The 16338-nt window shown below is 43.4% G+C and carries 10 protein-coding genes; all 10 read right to left on the bottom strand.

Annotated features, from left to right (window positions below):
* Positions 1-46: 46 nt before the first annotated feature.
* A complete protein-coding gene (gltB, locus tag FRX45_RS11965) occupies positions 47-4558 on the bottom strand; it encodes a glutamate synthase large subunit (protein ID WP_152268667.1) in 4512 nt (1503 codons plus the stop codon).
* A gap of 146 nt (positions 4559-4704) precedes the next feature.
* A complete protein-coding gene (gene ilvA / locus FRX45_RS11960; protein WP_152268666.1) occupies positions 4705-6009 on the bottom strand; it encodes a threonine ammonia-lyase IlvA in 1305 nt (434 codons plus the stop codon).
* Positions 6010-6028: 19 nt separating this feature from the next.
* Positions 6029-7078 carry a ketol-acid reductoisomerase gene (ilvC, locus tag FRX45_RS11955; protein WP_152268665.1) on the bottom strand — a complete coding sequence of 350 codons (1050 nt, stop codon included), beginning with the start codon at positions 7076-7078 and terminating at the stop codon, positions 6029-6031.
* Between the two features lie 146 nt (positions 7079-7224).
* Entirely contained in the window at positions 7225-7812 is a 588-nt protein-coding gene (gene ilvN / locus FRX45_RS11950) for an acetolactate synthase small subunit (RefSeq protein WP_152268664.1), read from the bottom strand.
* Positions 7813-7975: 163 nt separating this feature from the next.
* Complete coding sequence (gene ilvB / locus FRX45_RS11945) at positions 7976-9754, bottom strand: biosynthetic-type acetolactate synthase large subunit (RefSeq protein ID WP_152268663.1); 1779 nt, start codon at positions 9752-9754, stop codon at positions 7976-7978.
* Positions 9755-9837: 83 nt separating this feature from the next.
* The gene (ilvD, locus tag FRX45_RS11940; protein WP_226805299.1) at positions 9838-11535 is read right to left on the bottom strand and encodes a dihydroxy-acid dehydratase; all 1698 of its coding nucleotides are present in this window, start codon (positions 11533-11535) and stop codon (positions 9838-9840) included.
* Positions 11536-11830: 295 nt separating this feature from the next.
* Positions 11831-12946, bottom strand: coding sequence for a 3-isopropylmalate dehydrogenase (gene leuB, locus FRX45_RS11935; RefSeq protein ID WP_152268662.1), 1116 nt, complete (start codon positions 12944-12946; stop codon positions 11831-11833).
* Between the two features lie 41 nt (positions 12947-12987).
* Positions 12988-13584: a 3-isopropylmalate dehydratase small subunit gene (gene leuD, locus FRX45_RS11930; RefSeq protein ID WP_152268661.1), complete on the bottom strand. Its 597-nt coding sequence runs from the start codon at positions 13582-13584 to the stop codon at positions 12988-12990.
* A 35-nt stretch (positions 13585-13619) separates the two neighbouring features.
* Positions 13620-15017: a 3-isopropylmalate dehydratase large subunit gene (gene leuC, locus FRX45_RS11925; protein ID WP_152268660.1), complete on the bottom strand. Its 1398-nt coding sequence runs from the start codon at positions 15015-15017 to the stop codon at positions 13620-13622.
* Positions 15018-15097: 80 nt separating this feature from the next.
* Positions 15098-16267 (bottom strand): 2-isopropylmalate synthase, encoded by a 1170-nt coding sequence (locus tag FRX45_RS11920; RefSeq protein WP_152268659.1) that lies wholly within the window; start codon positions 16265-16267, stop codon positions 15098-15100.
* Positions 16268-16338 lie beyond the last annotated feature (71 nt).

Raw genomic sequence — 16338 nt, 5'->3', positions numbered from 1 at the left:
CTGCATTATGAGATTAAAAATATTTATTTCCCGGCCTTGACACCGGTTATCTTTTTTCCACTTGCACTTTTGCTTTTTGAACCGCGTTTTTATAATCTTTGGGATATACTTTTATAAAATTCTTTAACTGGTTGTCAAAATCATCGAGTATGAATTTGGCAACCGCGCTTCCGGTAAAAGCATAGTGCCTGGTTATCATGTCATACAACTCTTCCGATTCGCCATTGATGACAGGATCCAGATCTATCATTTCGGGATTGCAATTTTCTGCAAACTGGCCTTTTACATCGTAAACATATGCAATGCCGCCGCTCATGCCTGCAGCAAAATTTCTGCCGGTATCTCCCAATATTATCACACGGCCTCCCGTCATATATTCGCAACCGTGGTCACCTACTCCTTCTACCACAGCATTAGCGCCGGAATTTCTTACACAAAAGCGTTCACCTGCTTTACCTCTTATAAATGCTTCACCCGATGTAGCGCCATAAAAAGCTACATTACCAATAATGATATTTTCTTCAGGAACAAACCCTGCTTCCTTTGAAGGATATACAATAAGTCTGGCGCCGCTTAACCCTTTTCCAAAATAATCATTGGCATCACCTTCCAGTTCAAACGTAACACCCTTCGTATTAAAGGCGCCGAAGCTTTGTCCCGCTGTACCTGTAAATTTAAAATGAATCGTATCATCAGGTAATCCGGCCGCCCTGTAGCGTTTTGTAATTTCGTTAGAGAGAATGGTACCTGCAGTACGGTCAATATTACGGATCCTGAACTCGGCGTATACCCTTTCACGTTGTTCCAGCGCCGGCTTTGCTTTTTCAAGCAACTGCCAGTCTAATACCCCTGCCAGCCCGTGATCCTGTTCTTCCTGGTGGTATAGGCCCGTGCCTTCGGCGGCGGGTTCTTTATACAGTATTGGCGACAGATCCAGCTTTTTGTACTTCCAGTGATCAACACCCTCTCTTCTTTCCAGACAATCTACCTGACCCACCATTTCATTGATCGTTCTAAAGCCAAGCTCAGCCATCAGTTCACGAAGATCCTGCGTAATAAATTTAAAGAAGTTTACCACATGATCGGCATTACCGGTAAACCGTTTACGCAATTCGGGATCCTGCGTTGCCACGCCAACAGGACAAGTATTGAGATGGCATTTGCGCATCATAATACAACCCTCTACTATCAATGCAGCCGTAGCCACACCCCATTCTTCTGCGCCAAGCAATGTAGCAATAGCAATATCACGCGCCGTTTTCATTTGCCCGTCGGCCTGTAATACCACGCGGCTCCTGAGGCGGTTTTTTACCAGTGTTTGATGGCTTTCTGCCAACCCCAGTTCCCAGGGCAAACCTGCATGCTTAATGGAACTTACCGGAGACGCTCCCGTTCCCCCATCGAACCCTGCAATAAGAATTACATCGGCTTTTGCTTTTGCAACGCCGGCAGCAATTGTTCCCACACCTGCCTTAGACACCAGTTTTACATTGATGCGTGCCGCACGGTTGGCGTTCTTCAGGTCGTATATTAATTGAGCAAGATCTTCAATAGAATAAATATCATGATGGGGTGGAGGAGAAATCAATCCCACACCAGGTGTGGAATGACGCACCCTTCCTATCCAGTCGTCTACCTTGTGGCCGGGCAACTGTCCGCCCTCTCCGGGTTTTGCCCCCTGTGCCATCTTAATCTGCAACTCATCTGCTTCGGTAAGATATAAACTGGTAACGCCAAACCGGGCAGAAGCTACCTGCTTTATAGCAGAACGCATGGAATCGCCATTCGGCAATTTTTCATAGCGCCTTTCGTCTTCTCCCCCCTCACCGGTATTGCTTTTACCACCCAGCCGGTTCATTGCTATAGCCAGGGTAGTATGCGCTTCCCAGGAAATAGACCCGAACGACATGGCGCCGGTAGCGAAACGTTTGTAAATATTTTCAGCCGGTTCTACCTCATCAATTGATATGGAAGGACGGTTGCGTTTGAACCGGAACAAGCTGCGTAACGTGCATGCTTTTTCGCCCTGGTCGTTTACCGCCTTACTGTATTTTTTAAAAGTATTGTAATCATTCATGCGTGTTGAATGCTGCAACAGGTGAATGGTTTGCGGATTGAACAGGTGCACTTCACCTTTGCGCTTCCACTGGTATATACCGCCAACGGATAAACGATCAACAGGAATATTTTTAAGATTGAACGCAAGGGAATGCTTGGCAAGCGCTTCCTTCGCAATTTCATCTAATCCCATTCCCGCAACACGACTTACAGCACCCGTGAAATATTTGTTTACCACATCCTGGTTCAATCCTAATATTTCAAATATTTGAGCGCCCTGGTATGACTGGAGCGTGGAAATACCCATTTTAGAAAATACTTTCAATAGTCCATCGCATACCGCTTTCACATAATTTTTACGCAGCACTTCCCATGCCTGGTCTGTTTCCCATTTGCCGGTGGCTTTCATGGTACGGATGGTTGCCAGTGCCAGGTAGGGATTGATGGCGGTTGCGCCAAATCCTATCAAACAGGCGAAATGATGTACTTCCCATACATCGCCGGCTTCTACCACAATACCCACCTGACCCCGGTATCCTTTGCGGATAAGATGATGGTGTACGGCAGAAACACAGAGCAAAGAAGGTATAGCAGCATGATCTGAGTCTATTGCCCGGTCCGAAAGAATAAGCACTTCAAACCCATCTTCCACTGCATCTACTGCATAACGGCAAATACGGTCTAAAGCGGCTTTCAGCGATCCGGGCTTGCCATCCGATCTGAAATAACATTGAATGGTTTTAGCCTGGAAAATACCGGTATCAATACTACGCAACTTTTCCAGTTCGGTGCTGGTAAGTATGGGCTGCTTAAGAGCAACTGCATGACAATGATGAGGTTCTTCTACCAGCAGGTTTCCATTATTGCCTACGTAAGAGGCCAGGCTCATCACCAGGCGTTCGCGTATAGGATCAATAGGAGGATTGGTTACCTGGGCAAATAACTGCTTGAAATAACTGCTGAGATGCTGGGGCTGATCGGAAAGGATAGCCAATGGAACATCTGTTCCCATTGATCCAACGGGCTCCTTGCCATCAATAGCCATCGGTTTAACGAGGGTATCTATATCCTCTGTACTGTAGCCGAATGCTTTCTGGTATTTAAAAACAGATTCTTCAGACAGATGTGTAAAGGTTACGCGTGGAGAAGCCAGTTCTTCTAACCGTATCTTATACTGATTCAGCCAGTCGCTGTAGGGTTTTTGCGAGCAGATATCCTGTTTCAATTCTTCATCGCTGATGATCCGCCCCTGCTCCATATCCACCACGAACATTTTTCCCGGCTGAAGCCTTCCATAGCTTTTTACCATACGCGGATCTACGGGCAAAGCTCCTGTTTCGGATGCCATTATCACCCGGTCATCGTGGGTTACACAAAAACGGGAAGGGCGCAGTCCATTCCTGTCTAATGTAGCGCCAATGATCTTTCCGTCTGTAAATGAAATAGAGGCGGGGCCATCCCAGGGCTCCATAACGGCTGCATGATACTCGTAAAATGCCTTTTTTACAGGATCCATCTTATCATTATCATCCCATGCTTCAGGAATGAGCATCATCATTACATGCGGCAAAGAGCGGCCCGACAACGTAAGCAATTCCACCATATTATCTAAGCAGGCCGAATCCGACTGCCCGTTTGTTACGATAGGCAACAGCATATCCATTTCTTCCTCACTGAAATAAGGAGAAGAAAGTCCGTTTTCACTGGTTTTTAACCAGTTTAAATTACCCTGCAAAGTATTGATCTCACCATTGTGCGCTATAAAGCGAAAGGGCTGAGCCAGCTTCCAGGAAGGAAATGTATTGGTTGCAAAACGGGAATGTATTAACCCAAAAGCAGTTACTACCCTTTTATTGCTGAGGTCGGGAAAGTAAGTGCGTACCTGCGTACTGGTTAATTGCCCTTTATAGGTAACTGTTTTATAAGAAAGAGAAGCTATATAAAAACCAATGCTGTCTTTCTTTACCGTGTTATTAATGGTATGGCTAGCGTAATTGCGCAATATAAACAGCTTTCTTTCAAAGTCGTCTGAATTTTGAATATGGTCGGGGCATGCTATAAACACCTGCTCAATTTCCGGCTCAACAGAAAGAGCGGTTTGACCAATATCAGTAACATTTACGGGTACCTTGCGGTAAGTAAGTATTTCCAGCCCGAGCTTTTCGGCAGCCCGTGCAAATATTTCGCGGCATTCTTCCCGCATTCTTACCTCTTTGGGAAAGAAAATTACACCAACGCCATAGCGGCCAAAAGCGGGTAAATGCACACCCAGCTTTACACATTCGGCGAAAAAAAACTCATGCGGAACCTGTATCATAATACCTGCGCCATCACCGGTATTGTTTTCACAACCACAGGCGCCCCGATGTTCCATGTTTTCAAGAAGGGTAAGTGCGTCAGATACATTCTGGTGAGATTTATTGCCTTTAATATTAGCCACAAACCCTACACCGCATGCATCGTGCTCAAATTCCGCCCTATACAAACCGTTACTAACCATAGACGTGGAATTATTAATAAAAAATCAAAGAAACAGAGAATTATTAAATATTATTTAATTATATGGCAGGCAAGAACCTAAAAGTACTAAAAAAACATGACAAATCAATTTTCCGTCTAAAAATTACTAACAAGTGTTAATATCTTCTATATGAGATAACCAAATAGTTTATCGTCTCTATTGATCGCGGAGAAATTGACCTGGTAATCTTTCATGTTCTGAATAAGCTTATGATAATCATTTTTATCCTGCAGTTCAATACCTACTAAAGCAGGTCCGGCTTCTTTATTGGTTTTCTGCATATATTCAAAACGGGTAATATCATCGGAAGGTCCCAATACATTATTAACAAACTCTTTTAAAGCGCCGGGGCGCTGTGCAAAACTAATCAAAAAGTAATGCTTCAGTCCTTCATACTGAAGCGATCTCTCCTTTATTTCCGGCATGCGGTCAATATCGTTATTGCCTCCACTTACAATACAAACCACTTTCTTTCCCCTGATTTTAGCGTAAGCGGCATCAAGGGCTGCAATAGACAAAGCGCCTGCGGGCTCCGCTACTATAGCGTCTTTATTGTAAAGCCTTAATATGGTAGTACATATTCTGCCCTCGGGCACTAACTGCACATCATCCAACACTTCTTTACATATTTCAAATGTAATATCGCCTGCGCGTTTTACGGCAGCCCCGTCTACAAAACGGTCAATATTCTCTAATGTTACGGGATGCCCGGCCTGTAATGCTGCTTTCATTGAAGGTGCACCTTCAGGCTCAACTCCGATAATTTTTGTATTAGCGCTGTATTTTTTAAAATAAGCGCCAACACCGGCAGCTAATCCGCCACCGCCTACAGGAACAAAAACATAGTCAATATTATCCTGGTCTTCCAGTATTTCTATTGCCACAGTTCCCTGTCCTTCAATAATACTATAATCATCGAATGGAGGAATAAATATCATGTTGTTGGCCCGGGTATACGCTTTTGCTGCAATAGCACAATCATCGAAAGTATCGCCTACCAGTTTTATTTCAATCTTGTCCTCGCCAAACATTTTTGTCTGACTGATTTTTTGTTTTGGTGTGATCACGGGCATAAATACCACGCCTTTAATATTGAGTTTTTTACAACTGTATGCAAAACCCTGTGCATGGTTACCCGCACTGGCACACACCACTCCCCTCTGCTGCTGATCTTTATCAAGGCCGCATATCATATTATATGCACCTCTTAATTTGTAAGAGCGCACTACCTGGAGATCTTCCCTTTTCAGATACACATCGCAATCATATTTACGCGACAAATTGCTATTGTATATCAGCGGTGTATGAGTAGATATTCCCTTTAACCGGTTAGCTGCCTCATAAAAATTAAGCCTCCCTGACCATACAGGAAGGCTATCGGTTATTTGAGTATTTTTTCCTGCCCCGTTTATCTTATCCTCCACACTCATTTTGTATAACTTTATAAATTTATTTCTGATTTTCAGGTCTCAGGCTTCTTACGGCTTTACCGGCCTGCCACAATTCACTTTCCCTTAATTCTTTTAATTCTACTTCTAATTTCTCGCGATAATCGGGCTTGCTGTTGCTATCAATGGAGCGTTGTGATTCTTTTCCGGCTGCCACACTTTCATACAGCTCTTTAAATACGGGTGCTGTTGCATCGCGGAATTTTTTCCACCAGTCTAATGCGCCGCGTTGCGCAGTGGTAGAACAGTTGGCGTACATCCAGTCCATCCCGTTTTCGGCAACCAACGGCATAAGCGATTGGGTAAGCTCTTCCACCGTTTCATTAAATGCTTCGGATGGGGTATGACCTTTATCGCGCAACACCTGGTATTGTGCGGCAAAAATACCTTGTATAGCGCCCATTAAAGTACCGCGCTCACCTGTAAGGTCACTGTATACTTCTCTTTTAAAATCTGTTTCAAATAAATACCCGCTGCCTACGGCAATACCCAGGGCTACTACTCTTTCTTTGGCTTTACCGGTAGCATCCTGGAAGATAGCATAGCTGCTGTTTAAACCACGTCCCTGCAAAAACATGCGGCGCAGGGAAGTGCCCGATCCTTTGGGAGCCACTAAAAACACATCCACATCTTTGGGCGGTATGATTCCGGTTTGCTCATTGAACGTAATCCCAAAACCATGAGAAAAATATAAAGCCTTACCGGGTGTAAGATGCTTCTTTACTGTTGGCCACAATTCAATCTGCGCAGCATCACTAAGCAGGTAGCAGATAATGGTGCCACGCTGTAGCGCTTCTTCAATTTCAAACAAAGTTTCGCCGGGTACAAAACCGTCCTTTACTGCTTTATCCCATGTTTTTGAATTTTTGCGCTGGCCAACGATCACATTAATGCCATTGTCGCGCTGATTTAAAGCCTGCCCGGGTCCCTGAACGCCATAACCTATTACGGCAATTGTTTCATTCTTTAATACTTCCTGGGCTTTGCTTAGTGGAAACTCTTCGCGAGTTACTACGTTTTCTTCCACACCGCCGAAATTTAATTTTGCCATCTTTTTAATTTGAAAATTGATGATTTGAAAATTGAAAATTATTAAATTATAACCTTTTTGAAAGAGTTTTCCTATACTTATTTTAATGCCGTTTGGTTAAGGATGAAACGGGGGCGGGTGTCCCCACCAACCCGCCTAACTAATATTTACATACTAAACACCTCATCCTGCCTGTCTAAAAACTCATTTTCCACTATTTCATCACCAGGTTTCTCTTCTTCAAATTCCCTGAGTTTTTCATAAAAACCGTTGCTCTCATTAATAATCGCTACTCTTGCACTGCGTACAAATTCTATCAGTCCCAGGGGACCAAGCACTTCTATAAGATTATTGATTTCTTCGCGGTGACCTGAAGTTTCAAAAACAGTATAATCCTTCCTGATCACTACCGCCCGTGCACCATACTTGCGCAATAATCTTTCCACTTTTACATCTTCAATTACTTTATCGGTAGACACTTTATACAAAGCCAGCTCCTGCCATACAATTTCATCATTGTTATTATAGTAGGCCTTTAGTACTTCCACCTGTTTCTCAATCTGGCGGATTAGTTTTTTTACCACCTCTTCCACCTCATTAATCACAATCGTAAATCGATGTATTCCTTCTATTTCAGAAGGCGAAGTATTTAAGCTTTCAATATTGATCTTGCGTCTTGAAAACATAATGGCAATGCGGTTCAGCAAACCAATATGATTTTCGGTGTAAACCGTAATGGTATATTCCTGTTTCATATATAACCTCCATCCCGCAACTGCGGGAAATTTAATTTTTAATATAAATATTTTCCTGCTCCTTCTTATATTTCACGGGGTGCATTTGCTGCCGGCTGACGAGGACACCAACCGGGCGATCCGCTGGTACCTTCTCCCCTTCCCCTTCTCACCTTTCACCTCCCTACTTCAATCTTATTTCGGATACCCCACAACCCTGGGCCACCATTGGAAATACATTATTTTCCTTGCCTACCATAATTTCCAATAAATACGATCCTTTATGCTGCAACATCTCATTAAGGGAACTTTTTAATTCTTCCCGTTTTGAAATATTTTTGCCTGCAATGCCATATCCTTTGGCCACCATCACAAAATCAGGACTGGTTATATTTACAAAAGAATATCTTTTATCATTAAACAATTGCTGCCATTGGCGAACCATTCCTAAAAACTGGTTATTAAGAATAATGATCTTTACATTCACGTTGAACTGCATAATAGTACCCAGTTCCTGAAGCGTCATTTGAAAACCGCCATCCCCGATAATAGCAATCACACTCCGGTGAGGTGCGCCAAATTTGGCCCCTATTGCAGCCGGCAATGCAAAACCCATTGTTCCCAGTCCTCCGGAAGTAACGTTGCTTTTACTTTCATTGAAATTTGCGTAGCGGCAGGTTACCATCTGGTGTTGTCCCACATCCGTTACAAGAATGGCGTTGCCTTCTGTAAGTTCATTCAATACATTTATTACTTCTCCCATTGTCATTACTTCGCCGGCAGGGTTCAATTCATCATTAATAACAATTTCTTCTTCCTGTTTTTTCATATCCTTAAATTTCTGCAGCCATTCAGGATATTGCTTTTGCTTAATTAATGCAGTTAATAAAGGGAGGGTTTCTTTGCAATCGCCCCATACAGGCACCGTAGTCTGTATGTTTTTATCAATTTCCGCAGGATCAATGTCTAAATGAATAACCTTAGCCTGCCGGGCATATTTATCAAGCCGCCCTGTAACCCGGTCATCAAAGCGCATACCTACGGCTATCAGCACATCGCATTCATTGGTTAATACATTAGGACCATAGTTGCCGTGCATACCCAACATACCTACATTGAGCGGATGACTTGTGGGCAATGCGCTTAAGCCCAATACCGTCCATGCAGAGGGGATTCCCGCTTTTTCGATAAATGCTTTAAATTCCTTTTCTGCCTTACCCAAAATAACACCCTGTCCAAACAACACAAAAGGTCTCTCTGCCGCATTGATCAATGCTGCGGCTTCCGAAATATATTCTTTCCGCACAATCGGTTTTGGGCGATAGCTGCGCACATGATTGCATGGCGTATACCCCGGATAATTAAATTTTTGTACCTGCGCATTTTTGGTAATGTCTATTAATACAGGCCCCGGTCTCCCGGTACGGGCAATATAAAATGCTTTAGCCAGTACCGACGGGATTTCTGTAGCATCCGTTATCTGGTAATTCCATTTGGTTACGGGTGTTGTAATATTAATTACATCTGTTTCCTGGAAGGCATCGGTACCCAATAAATGAGCGAATACCTGGCCGGTAATACATACCAGCGGTGTGCTGTCAATCTGTGCATCAGCCAGCCCTGTTACCAGGTTGGTAGCGCCGGGACCACTGGTGGCAAACACTACTCCTACTTCTCCCGATGTGCGTGCATAGCCCTGCGCCGCATGTATTCCTCCCTGTTCATGACGAACGAGAATATGGTTTAAAACATTCGTATAATCATATAATGCATCATATATGGGCATTATAGCGCCGCCGGGATAACCAAAAAAATCCGTCACATTTTCAGCTACTAAGGCTTCCATTACAGCCTGCGCTCCGCTGATTTCAGTTCCTGCTGCGTATCGTCCGTTTTTTTGGGCAGCAGGTTTCTCCTTACCGGAAGTCCTCTTTGTTTTTTCTGACAATATTGTATCACTCATACGATTCTTTTTATCAAAACTTGTTTTTAATAATGATTTGGAGAGACTAAACATATTTTTTCTTCTCCCTTCATCTTTTACTATTATTCATCCGTTACACAACCTTCGCTGGCATCCTTAACACTGACAGCATATTTATATAAAACACCTTTGGTAGCTTTCAATGCAGGTTTTTTCCAGGCTGCTTTGCGCCGTGCAATCTCTTCATTACTTACTTTTAAGGAGAGCAGGTTTTTTGTTGCATCTATCTCAATTATATCATCTTCTTCCACCAAACCTATTAACCCGCCTTCGTAAGCCTCAGGCGTAATGTGTCCGACGACAAATCCATGCGTACCGCCGCTAAATCTTCCATCAGTGATTAACGCCACCGATTTCCCTAAGCCCGCCCCAATGATAGCTCCTGTTGGCTTTAGCATTTCGGGCATGCCCGGGGCGCCTTTTGGCCCCTCATTTTTAATGACGACGACATCGCCGGGCTTAACACGTCCGCTGGAAAGTCCGGCAATCAAATTCTTCTCTCCGTCAAATACTCTTGCCGGTCCTTCAAAACGTTCACCTTCTTTGCCGCTGATCTTGGCTACACTTCCTTTTTCGGCCAGGTTGCCATAAAGGATTTGAAGATGACCCGTTTTTTTAATGGGTTTTTCCAGGGGGTAAATAATATCCTGCGTTTCAAAATCTATACTTTTAATACCTGCTAAATTTTCTGCTACGGTTTTACCGGTTACGGTTAAGCAATCGCCGTGCAACAAGCCTTTTTCGAGCAGGTATTTCATTACCGCGGGAATACCGCCATGTTCATGCATATCCTGCATCAGGTATTTCCCTGAAGGTTTAAAATCAGCCAGCACAGGTGTTTTATCGCTTATGCGCTGAAAATCATCCTGTGTTATTTCAATGCCAACACTTTTTGCCATTGCAATAAAATGCAGTACCGCATTTGTGCTTCCGCCTGTTATCATAATCACTGTAATTGCATTTTCAAATGCTTTACGTGTCATGATATCCGAAGGTTTGATGTCTTTTTCCAGCAGCAGTCGGATAGCTTTACCTGCAGCAAGACATTCCGCTTTCTTTTCTTCACTGAGTGCAGGATTCGAAGATGAATAAGGTAAGCTCATACCCAGCGCTTCAATAGCCGATGCCATTGTATTTGCCGTATACATACCGCCACAGGCCCCCGCACCGGGACAACTGTTCATTACAATACCTTTAAAATCTGCTTCGCTGAGGTTGCCGGCAATTTTTTGTCCCAATGCTTCAAATGAAGAAACAATATTGAGATCCTGGCCCTTATAATGACCCGGTGCAATAGTACCGCCATATACCATTATAGCCGGGCGGTTCAGCCGTCCCATCGCCATAATGCTTCCCGGCATATTTTTATCGCAACCCGGCAATGCTATCAATCCATCATAATATTGAGCTCCGCAAACCGCTTCAATACTATCCGCGATAATATCACGACTAACCAATGAATACCGCATACCATCCGTACCATTGCTGATGCCATCGCTTACACCAATGGTGTTGAAGATCAGTCCCACCATATCATTATCCCATACGCCCTGTTTTACAATCTTCGCCAGGTCATTGAGGTGCATATTACAGGTATTACCATCCCATCCCATACTGGCAACACCAACCTGCGCTTTTTTCAGATCCTCATCGGTAAGCCCAATACCATACAGCATAGCCTGTGCAGCGGGCTGCGTAGGATCCTGTGTAATTGTTTTTGAAAATTTATTCAACTCCATATTTTTATCTGTTGTGCTCATCTGCTATTTATTTTATCCTTTTTGTGTGTATTGTATGCATAAAAAAACCCGCCTTGCGGAGGCGGGGTATATTGTATACTGTATTTATCGTTTTACATACAAATTCCGCCTCCATGCATTGCAGGAATAATAATGACAACGACGATAATGATAACCGCGTCAACAAAATTATATCTCCTGATTGTTCCCATACTCTAATTTGTATAATGCGAATATACACCCGCTATTAAAAAAAACAAAGAACTATTTAAATTTTAAACCTGTCTGCCGACAGGCAGATTTGAGATTTGAAATTTTATATTATCGTTGACCTTCTCAATTCCATATCGGATTCATGTTCCTCTCCCGGCACTTTATTGCTTACATATTCACATATCAGCTCGCCAATGGTACTGGTTAAATAAAAGTTTACCGGGTCAATATCTTTGGTTACAAAATTGTGCTTCAGTGTCCAGTCTACCGCTTCCCGTACCAATGCAGCTTCTGCTTTCAGGTTAAAGTGATCCAGCAACATAGCTGCCGATAAGACGGATCCCAACGGATTAGCAATGTCTTTACCGGCTGCCTGCGGATAAGAACCATGGATAGGTTCAAATAAAGCAACACCATTCCCAACCGATGCCGAAGGCAATAGCCCCAGCGATCCGGCAATTACACTTGACTCATCGCTGATGATATCGCCAAACATGTTTTCCGTTAATATCACATCAAATTGTTTGGGGTTGATGATGATCTGCATAGCAGCATTATCAACAAACATATAATCCACCGCCACATCATTGTACTGACCTGCCAGTTCCTGCACAACTTTCCGCCATAATCTTGAAGTTTCCAGCACATTGGCTTTATCAACAAGTGTTAGCTTTTTTCGGCGCTGCTGCGCATATTGAAAAGCAAGATGGCTTATACGTTCAATTTCGCTTCGGGTGTATACACAATCGTCTGATGCCTGCGTTTGTTCTTCGTTCGTTTCCTTTTTTCCGAAATAAATACCGCCGGTGAGCTCACGAAAAATAACAAAATCAACCCCTTCCAGATTTTTTGATTTCAGAGGCGACAAATGCTGCAAAGAGGGGTAAGTGGTAACCGGGCGGATATTGGCGTACAACTGCAAAGTTTTCCTCAGTTTTAATAAACCCTGTTCGGGACGCACTTTCGCTGCCGGATCATTATCATATTTGGGATGTCCTATGGCCCCAAATAATACAGCATCACTGTTCAGGCAGGTTTCTATGGTTTCATCGGGTAATGGATTACCTGTTTTGTCAATGGCATCTGCTCCCATCAGGCAATACGTATATTCAAACTCATGTGAGAATGTTTTAGCAACAGCATCAAGAATATTTATGGATTGCTGCGTTACTTCTGGTCCAATGCCATCTCCAAAAATGACTGCTATCTTTTTTTTCATACACTTTAGTTCAGGGGTACGGAGGATTACGCATGAATTAATTATGCATACTGCTTTTCAAACTTTTCAATCTCAGGTTTCATGTTTAGTAAATAGTCTATATCATCGTAACCGTTCAACAGGCAGGTTTTTTTATAGCTGTTAATATCAAATGATTCCTTTGCTCCTGTTGATGCGATTTTTATATATTGATCTTCGAGATTTACTTCCAATACGGTTGACGGATCCTTTTGTACTTCATCAAATAGCTGCTGAAGAAAATTTTCTGATACCAGCACAGGCAGGAGAAAATTATTTAAGGCGTTGTTCTTAAAAATATCCGCAAAGAAACTGCTCACTACCACATCAAATCCATAATCTTTAATAGCCCATGCAGCGTGTTCCCTGCTGGAGCCACATCCAAAATTTTTTGCGGCTACCAAAATTTTCCCACTATACGCAGGATTATTTAAAGGAAAACCGGCTTTTGGCTTTTGTTCATCCCCATTCTCATAACGCCAGTCGCGGAATAAATTTTTCCCAAAGCCATCCCTGCTGGTAGCTTTTAAAAAGCGGGCGGGAATAATCTGATCCGTATCAATGTTTTCTATTGTTAAAGGAACAGCCCTGCTTTGTATTATATTGATTGATTTGCCCATGTTTAAATTTGAGATTTCAAATTTCAAATTTGAAATTAAATCAATTCCCTTACGTCCGTTACTTCACCCGTTATAGCGGCCGCGGCGGCAGTTAAAGGACTTGCCAGCAATGTTCTGGCATTGGGTCCCTGCCTTCCTTCAAAATTCCTGTTGGAAGTTGAGATACAGTATTTTCCGGCGGGAATTTTATCTTCATTCATACCCAGGCATGCCGAACATCCGGGCTGCCTTAATACAAATCCGGCGTCTTCAAACACTTTATTGATCCCTTCTTCAATGGCCTGTTTTTCTACCTGCTTGCTTCCCGGCACCACCCATACCTCTACATTGCCGGCTTTCTTTTTCCCTTTTACAAATGCAGCCACCATTCTCAGATCCTCAATACGGCTGTTGGTGCAGCTTCCTATAAATACATAATCTACTTTTTTACCTTTAATATTTTCGCCGGGAGTTAATCCCATATACAGGAGCGATTTTTCAAAAGAAGGTTTTTCTCTTTCATCAATCTCACCCAAAGCCGGCACATGACCCGTTATGCCTATACCCATACCGGGATTGGTACCATAGGTGATCATCGGTTCAATATTTTCAGCGCTTATATGCAGCTCTTTATCAAATACCGCATCGGCATCACTGTATAAAGTTCTCCAGGTATTTACTGCTTTCCCCCAGGCATCACCCTGCGGCGCAAATTCCTTATCTTTTATATAAGCAAACGCAGTTTCATCTGGAGCGATCATACCACAACGTGCACCCATTTCAATGCTCATATTGCAAATGGTCATACGGGCTTCCATAGACAAATTCCGTATGGCAGAGCCGGCATATTCCACGGCATAACCGGTGGCGCCGCTGGCAGAAATTTGAGCAATGATATAGAGGATAATATCTTTTGACACTACACCTTTATTCAATTCCCCGTCTACAGTAATACGCATCAGCTTAGGCTTTGTATGCATAAGGCATTGGGTAGCCAGCACCATTTCTACTTCGCTGGTACCAATACCAAAAGCAATAGTGCCGAAAGCGCCGTGCGTTGAGGTATGACTGTCGCCGCATACTATAGTCATCCCGGGCTGCGTAATGCCCAGCTCGGGGCCAATTACATGAACAATGCCCTGGTAGGGATGCCCTAATCCGTATAATTCAATACCAAATTCAGCGCAATTCTTTTTTAACTGCTCTACCTGTATGCGCGATAATTCTTCTTTAATAGGAAGATGCTGATTTAAGGTAGGTACATTATGATCTGCAGTGGCCACCACCTGCCCGGGCCGAAATACTTTAAGTCCTCTTTGCTGTAATCCTTTAAAAGCCTGCGGACTGGTTACTTCATGAATAAAATGTTTATCAATATACAACACCGAAGGCCCACCGGCAATGGTTTTTACCACGTGCCTGTCCCAAATCTTATCGAATAAAGTCTTACCCATCTTTCTTTTTTAAAGAAGCGTGACGCCTGAGCGTCACGCTAACCAGAGTGCTTAACGCAACATGAGAAAACATCTGCTTATTATGCAATGGCTACTTCCGGATGATTATTGGCCGCCAATGCATTCAGATCCTCGTCCCCCACTTCTTTTTTTACATCGGCAACCTTAAGAAAGGCCTGGTACAATACATCAATATCATTGCGGTTAAAATTGTACCCCAATTTTTGAAAACGGTGCGCCAGGGCGGACCGCCCGCTTCTGGCTGTTAAAACGATCTTTGAACTGTCTGCTCCCACTTCTTCCGGCCGGATGATCTCATAATTTTCTGCATTCTTCAAAAATCCATCCTGGTGTATACCCGAAGAATGCGCAAAAGCATTACTGCCCACAATAGCCTTGTTAGGCTGCACCGGCATCCGCATGGTATCGGCCACCAAACGGCTCATCGGGTTAAGTTGTTCGGCTTTAACATCTGTATATAAACCCAATGATTCGTGCTGCTTAATGATCATCACTACTTCTTCAAGAGAAGTGTTGCCAGCCCTTTCACCCAGGCCGTTAATGGTACACTCAATTTGCCTTGCACCATTTATTACACCGGCAATGGAGTTGGCTGTTGCCAGCCCAAGATCGTTGTGACAATGGCAGGAAAGAATGGCTTTATCAATATTGGGCACATTATTCACCAGGTAGGCAATCTTCTCGCCATACTGGTGTGGAAGACAATAGCCCGTAGTGTCGGGAATATTTACAACTGTTGCACCGGCATTAATAACAGCTTCCACCACCCTGGCCAGGAAACCCAATTCTGCACGACCGGCATCTTCCCCATAAAACTCCACATCATCCACAAAATTGCGGGCAAATTTTACAGCTTCCACAGCACGTGCCAGAATGTCTTCCTTATTAGAATTAAACTTGGTGGCGATGTGCAGATCAGAAACCCCGATTCCGGTATGAATGCGGGGGCGTTTAGCACCCTGCAATGCTTCTGCTGCTACCTCAATATCCTTTTTTATGGCGCGGGTTAAACCGCAAACGGTTGCATCTTTAATAACAGCCGATATATTACGCACCGATTCAAAATCGCCGGGACTGGAAACAGGGAATCCCGCTTCAATAATATCCACTCCAAGATTTTCAAGAGCAAGCGCCAGTTCTATCTTTTCAGTTGCATTCAATTTGCATCCGGGAACCTGCTCGCCGTCGCGCAGCGTCGTATCAAAAATATAAATCTTGTTTTGAGACATAGATGGATTTTAGATGATCAAATCAGCCCACCGTAAAAGGCAATTACTTCATATAACTGTTTTATTAAAAA

The organism is Agriterribacter humi (genome assembly GCF_009192765.1).
GTDB classification, from domain to species: Bacteria; Bacteroidota; Bacteroidia; order Chitinophagales; family Chitinophagaceae; genus Agriterribacter; species Agriterribacter humi.
This window is presented reverse-complemented; position numbering and strand designations above follow the sequence as displayed.

Bases quoted from the DNA above. Each gene is read 5' to 3' on its own strand.
- gltB (WP_152268667.1), bottom strand. From the start codon at position 4,558: ATGGTTAGTAACGGTTTGTATAGGGCGGAATTTGAGCACGATGCATGC.
- ilvA (WP_152268666.1), bottom strand. From the start codon at position 6,009: ATGAGTGTGGAGGATAAGATAAACGGGGCAGGAAAAAATACTCAAATA.
- ilvC (WP_152268665.1), bottom strand. From the start codon at position 7,078: ATGGCAAAATTAAATTTCGGCGGTGTGGAAGAAAACGTAGTAACTCGC.
- ilvN (WP_152268664.1), bottom strand. From the start codon at position 7,812: ATGAAACAGGAATATACCATTACGGTTTACACCGAAAATCATATTGGT.
- ilvB (WP_152268663.1), bottom strand. From the start codon at position 9,754: ATGAGTGATACAATATTGTCAGAAAAAACAAAGAGGACTTCCGGTAAG.
- ilvD (WP_226805299.1), bottom strand. From the start codon at position 11,535: ATGAGCACAACAGATAAAAATATGGAGTTGAATAAATTTTCAAAAACA.
- leuB (WP_152268662.1), bottom strand. From the start codon at position 12,946: ATGAAAAAAAAGATAGCAGTCATTTTTGGAGATGGCATTGGACCAGAA.
- leuD (WP_152268661.1), bottom strand. From the start codon at position 13,584: ATGGGCAAATCAATCAATATAATACAAAGCAGGGCTGTTCCTTTAACA.
- leuC (WP_152268660.1), bottom strand. From the start codon at position 15,017: ATGGGTAAGACTTTATTCGATAAGATTTGGGACAGGCACGTGGTAAAA.
- FRX45_RS11920 (WP_152268659.1), bottom strand. From the start codon at position 16,267: ATGTCTCAAAACAAGATTTATATTTTTGATACGACGCTGCGCGACGGC.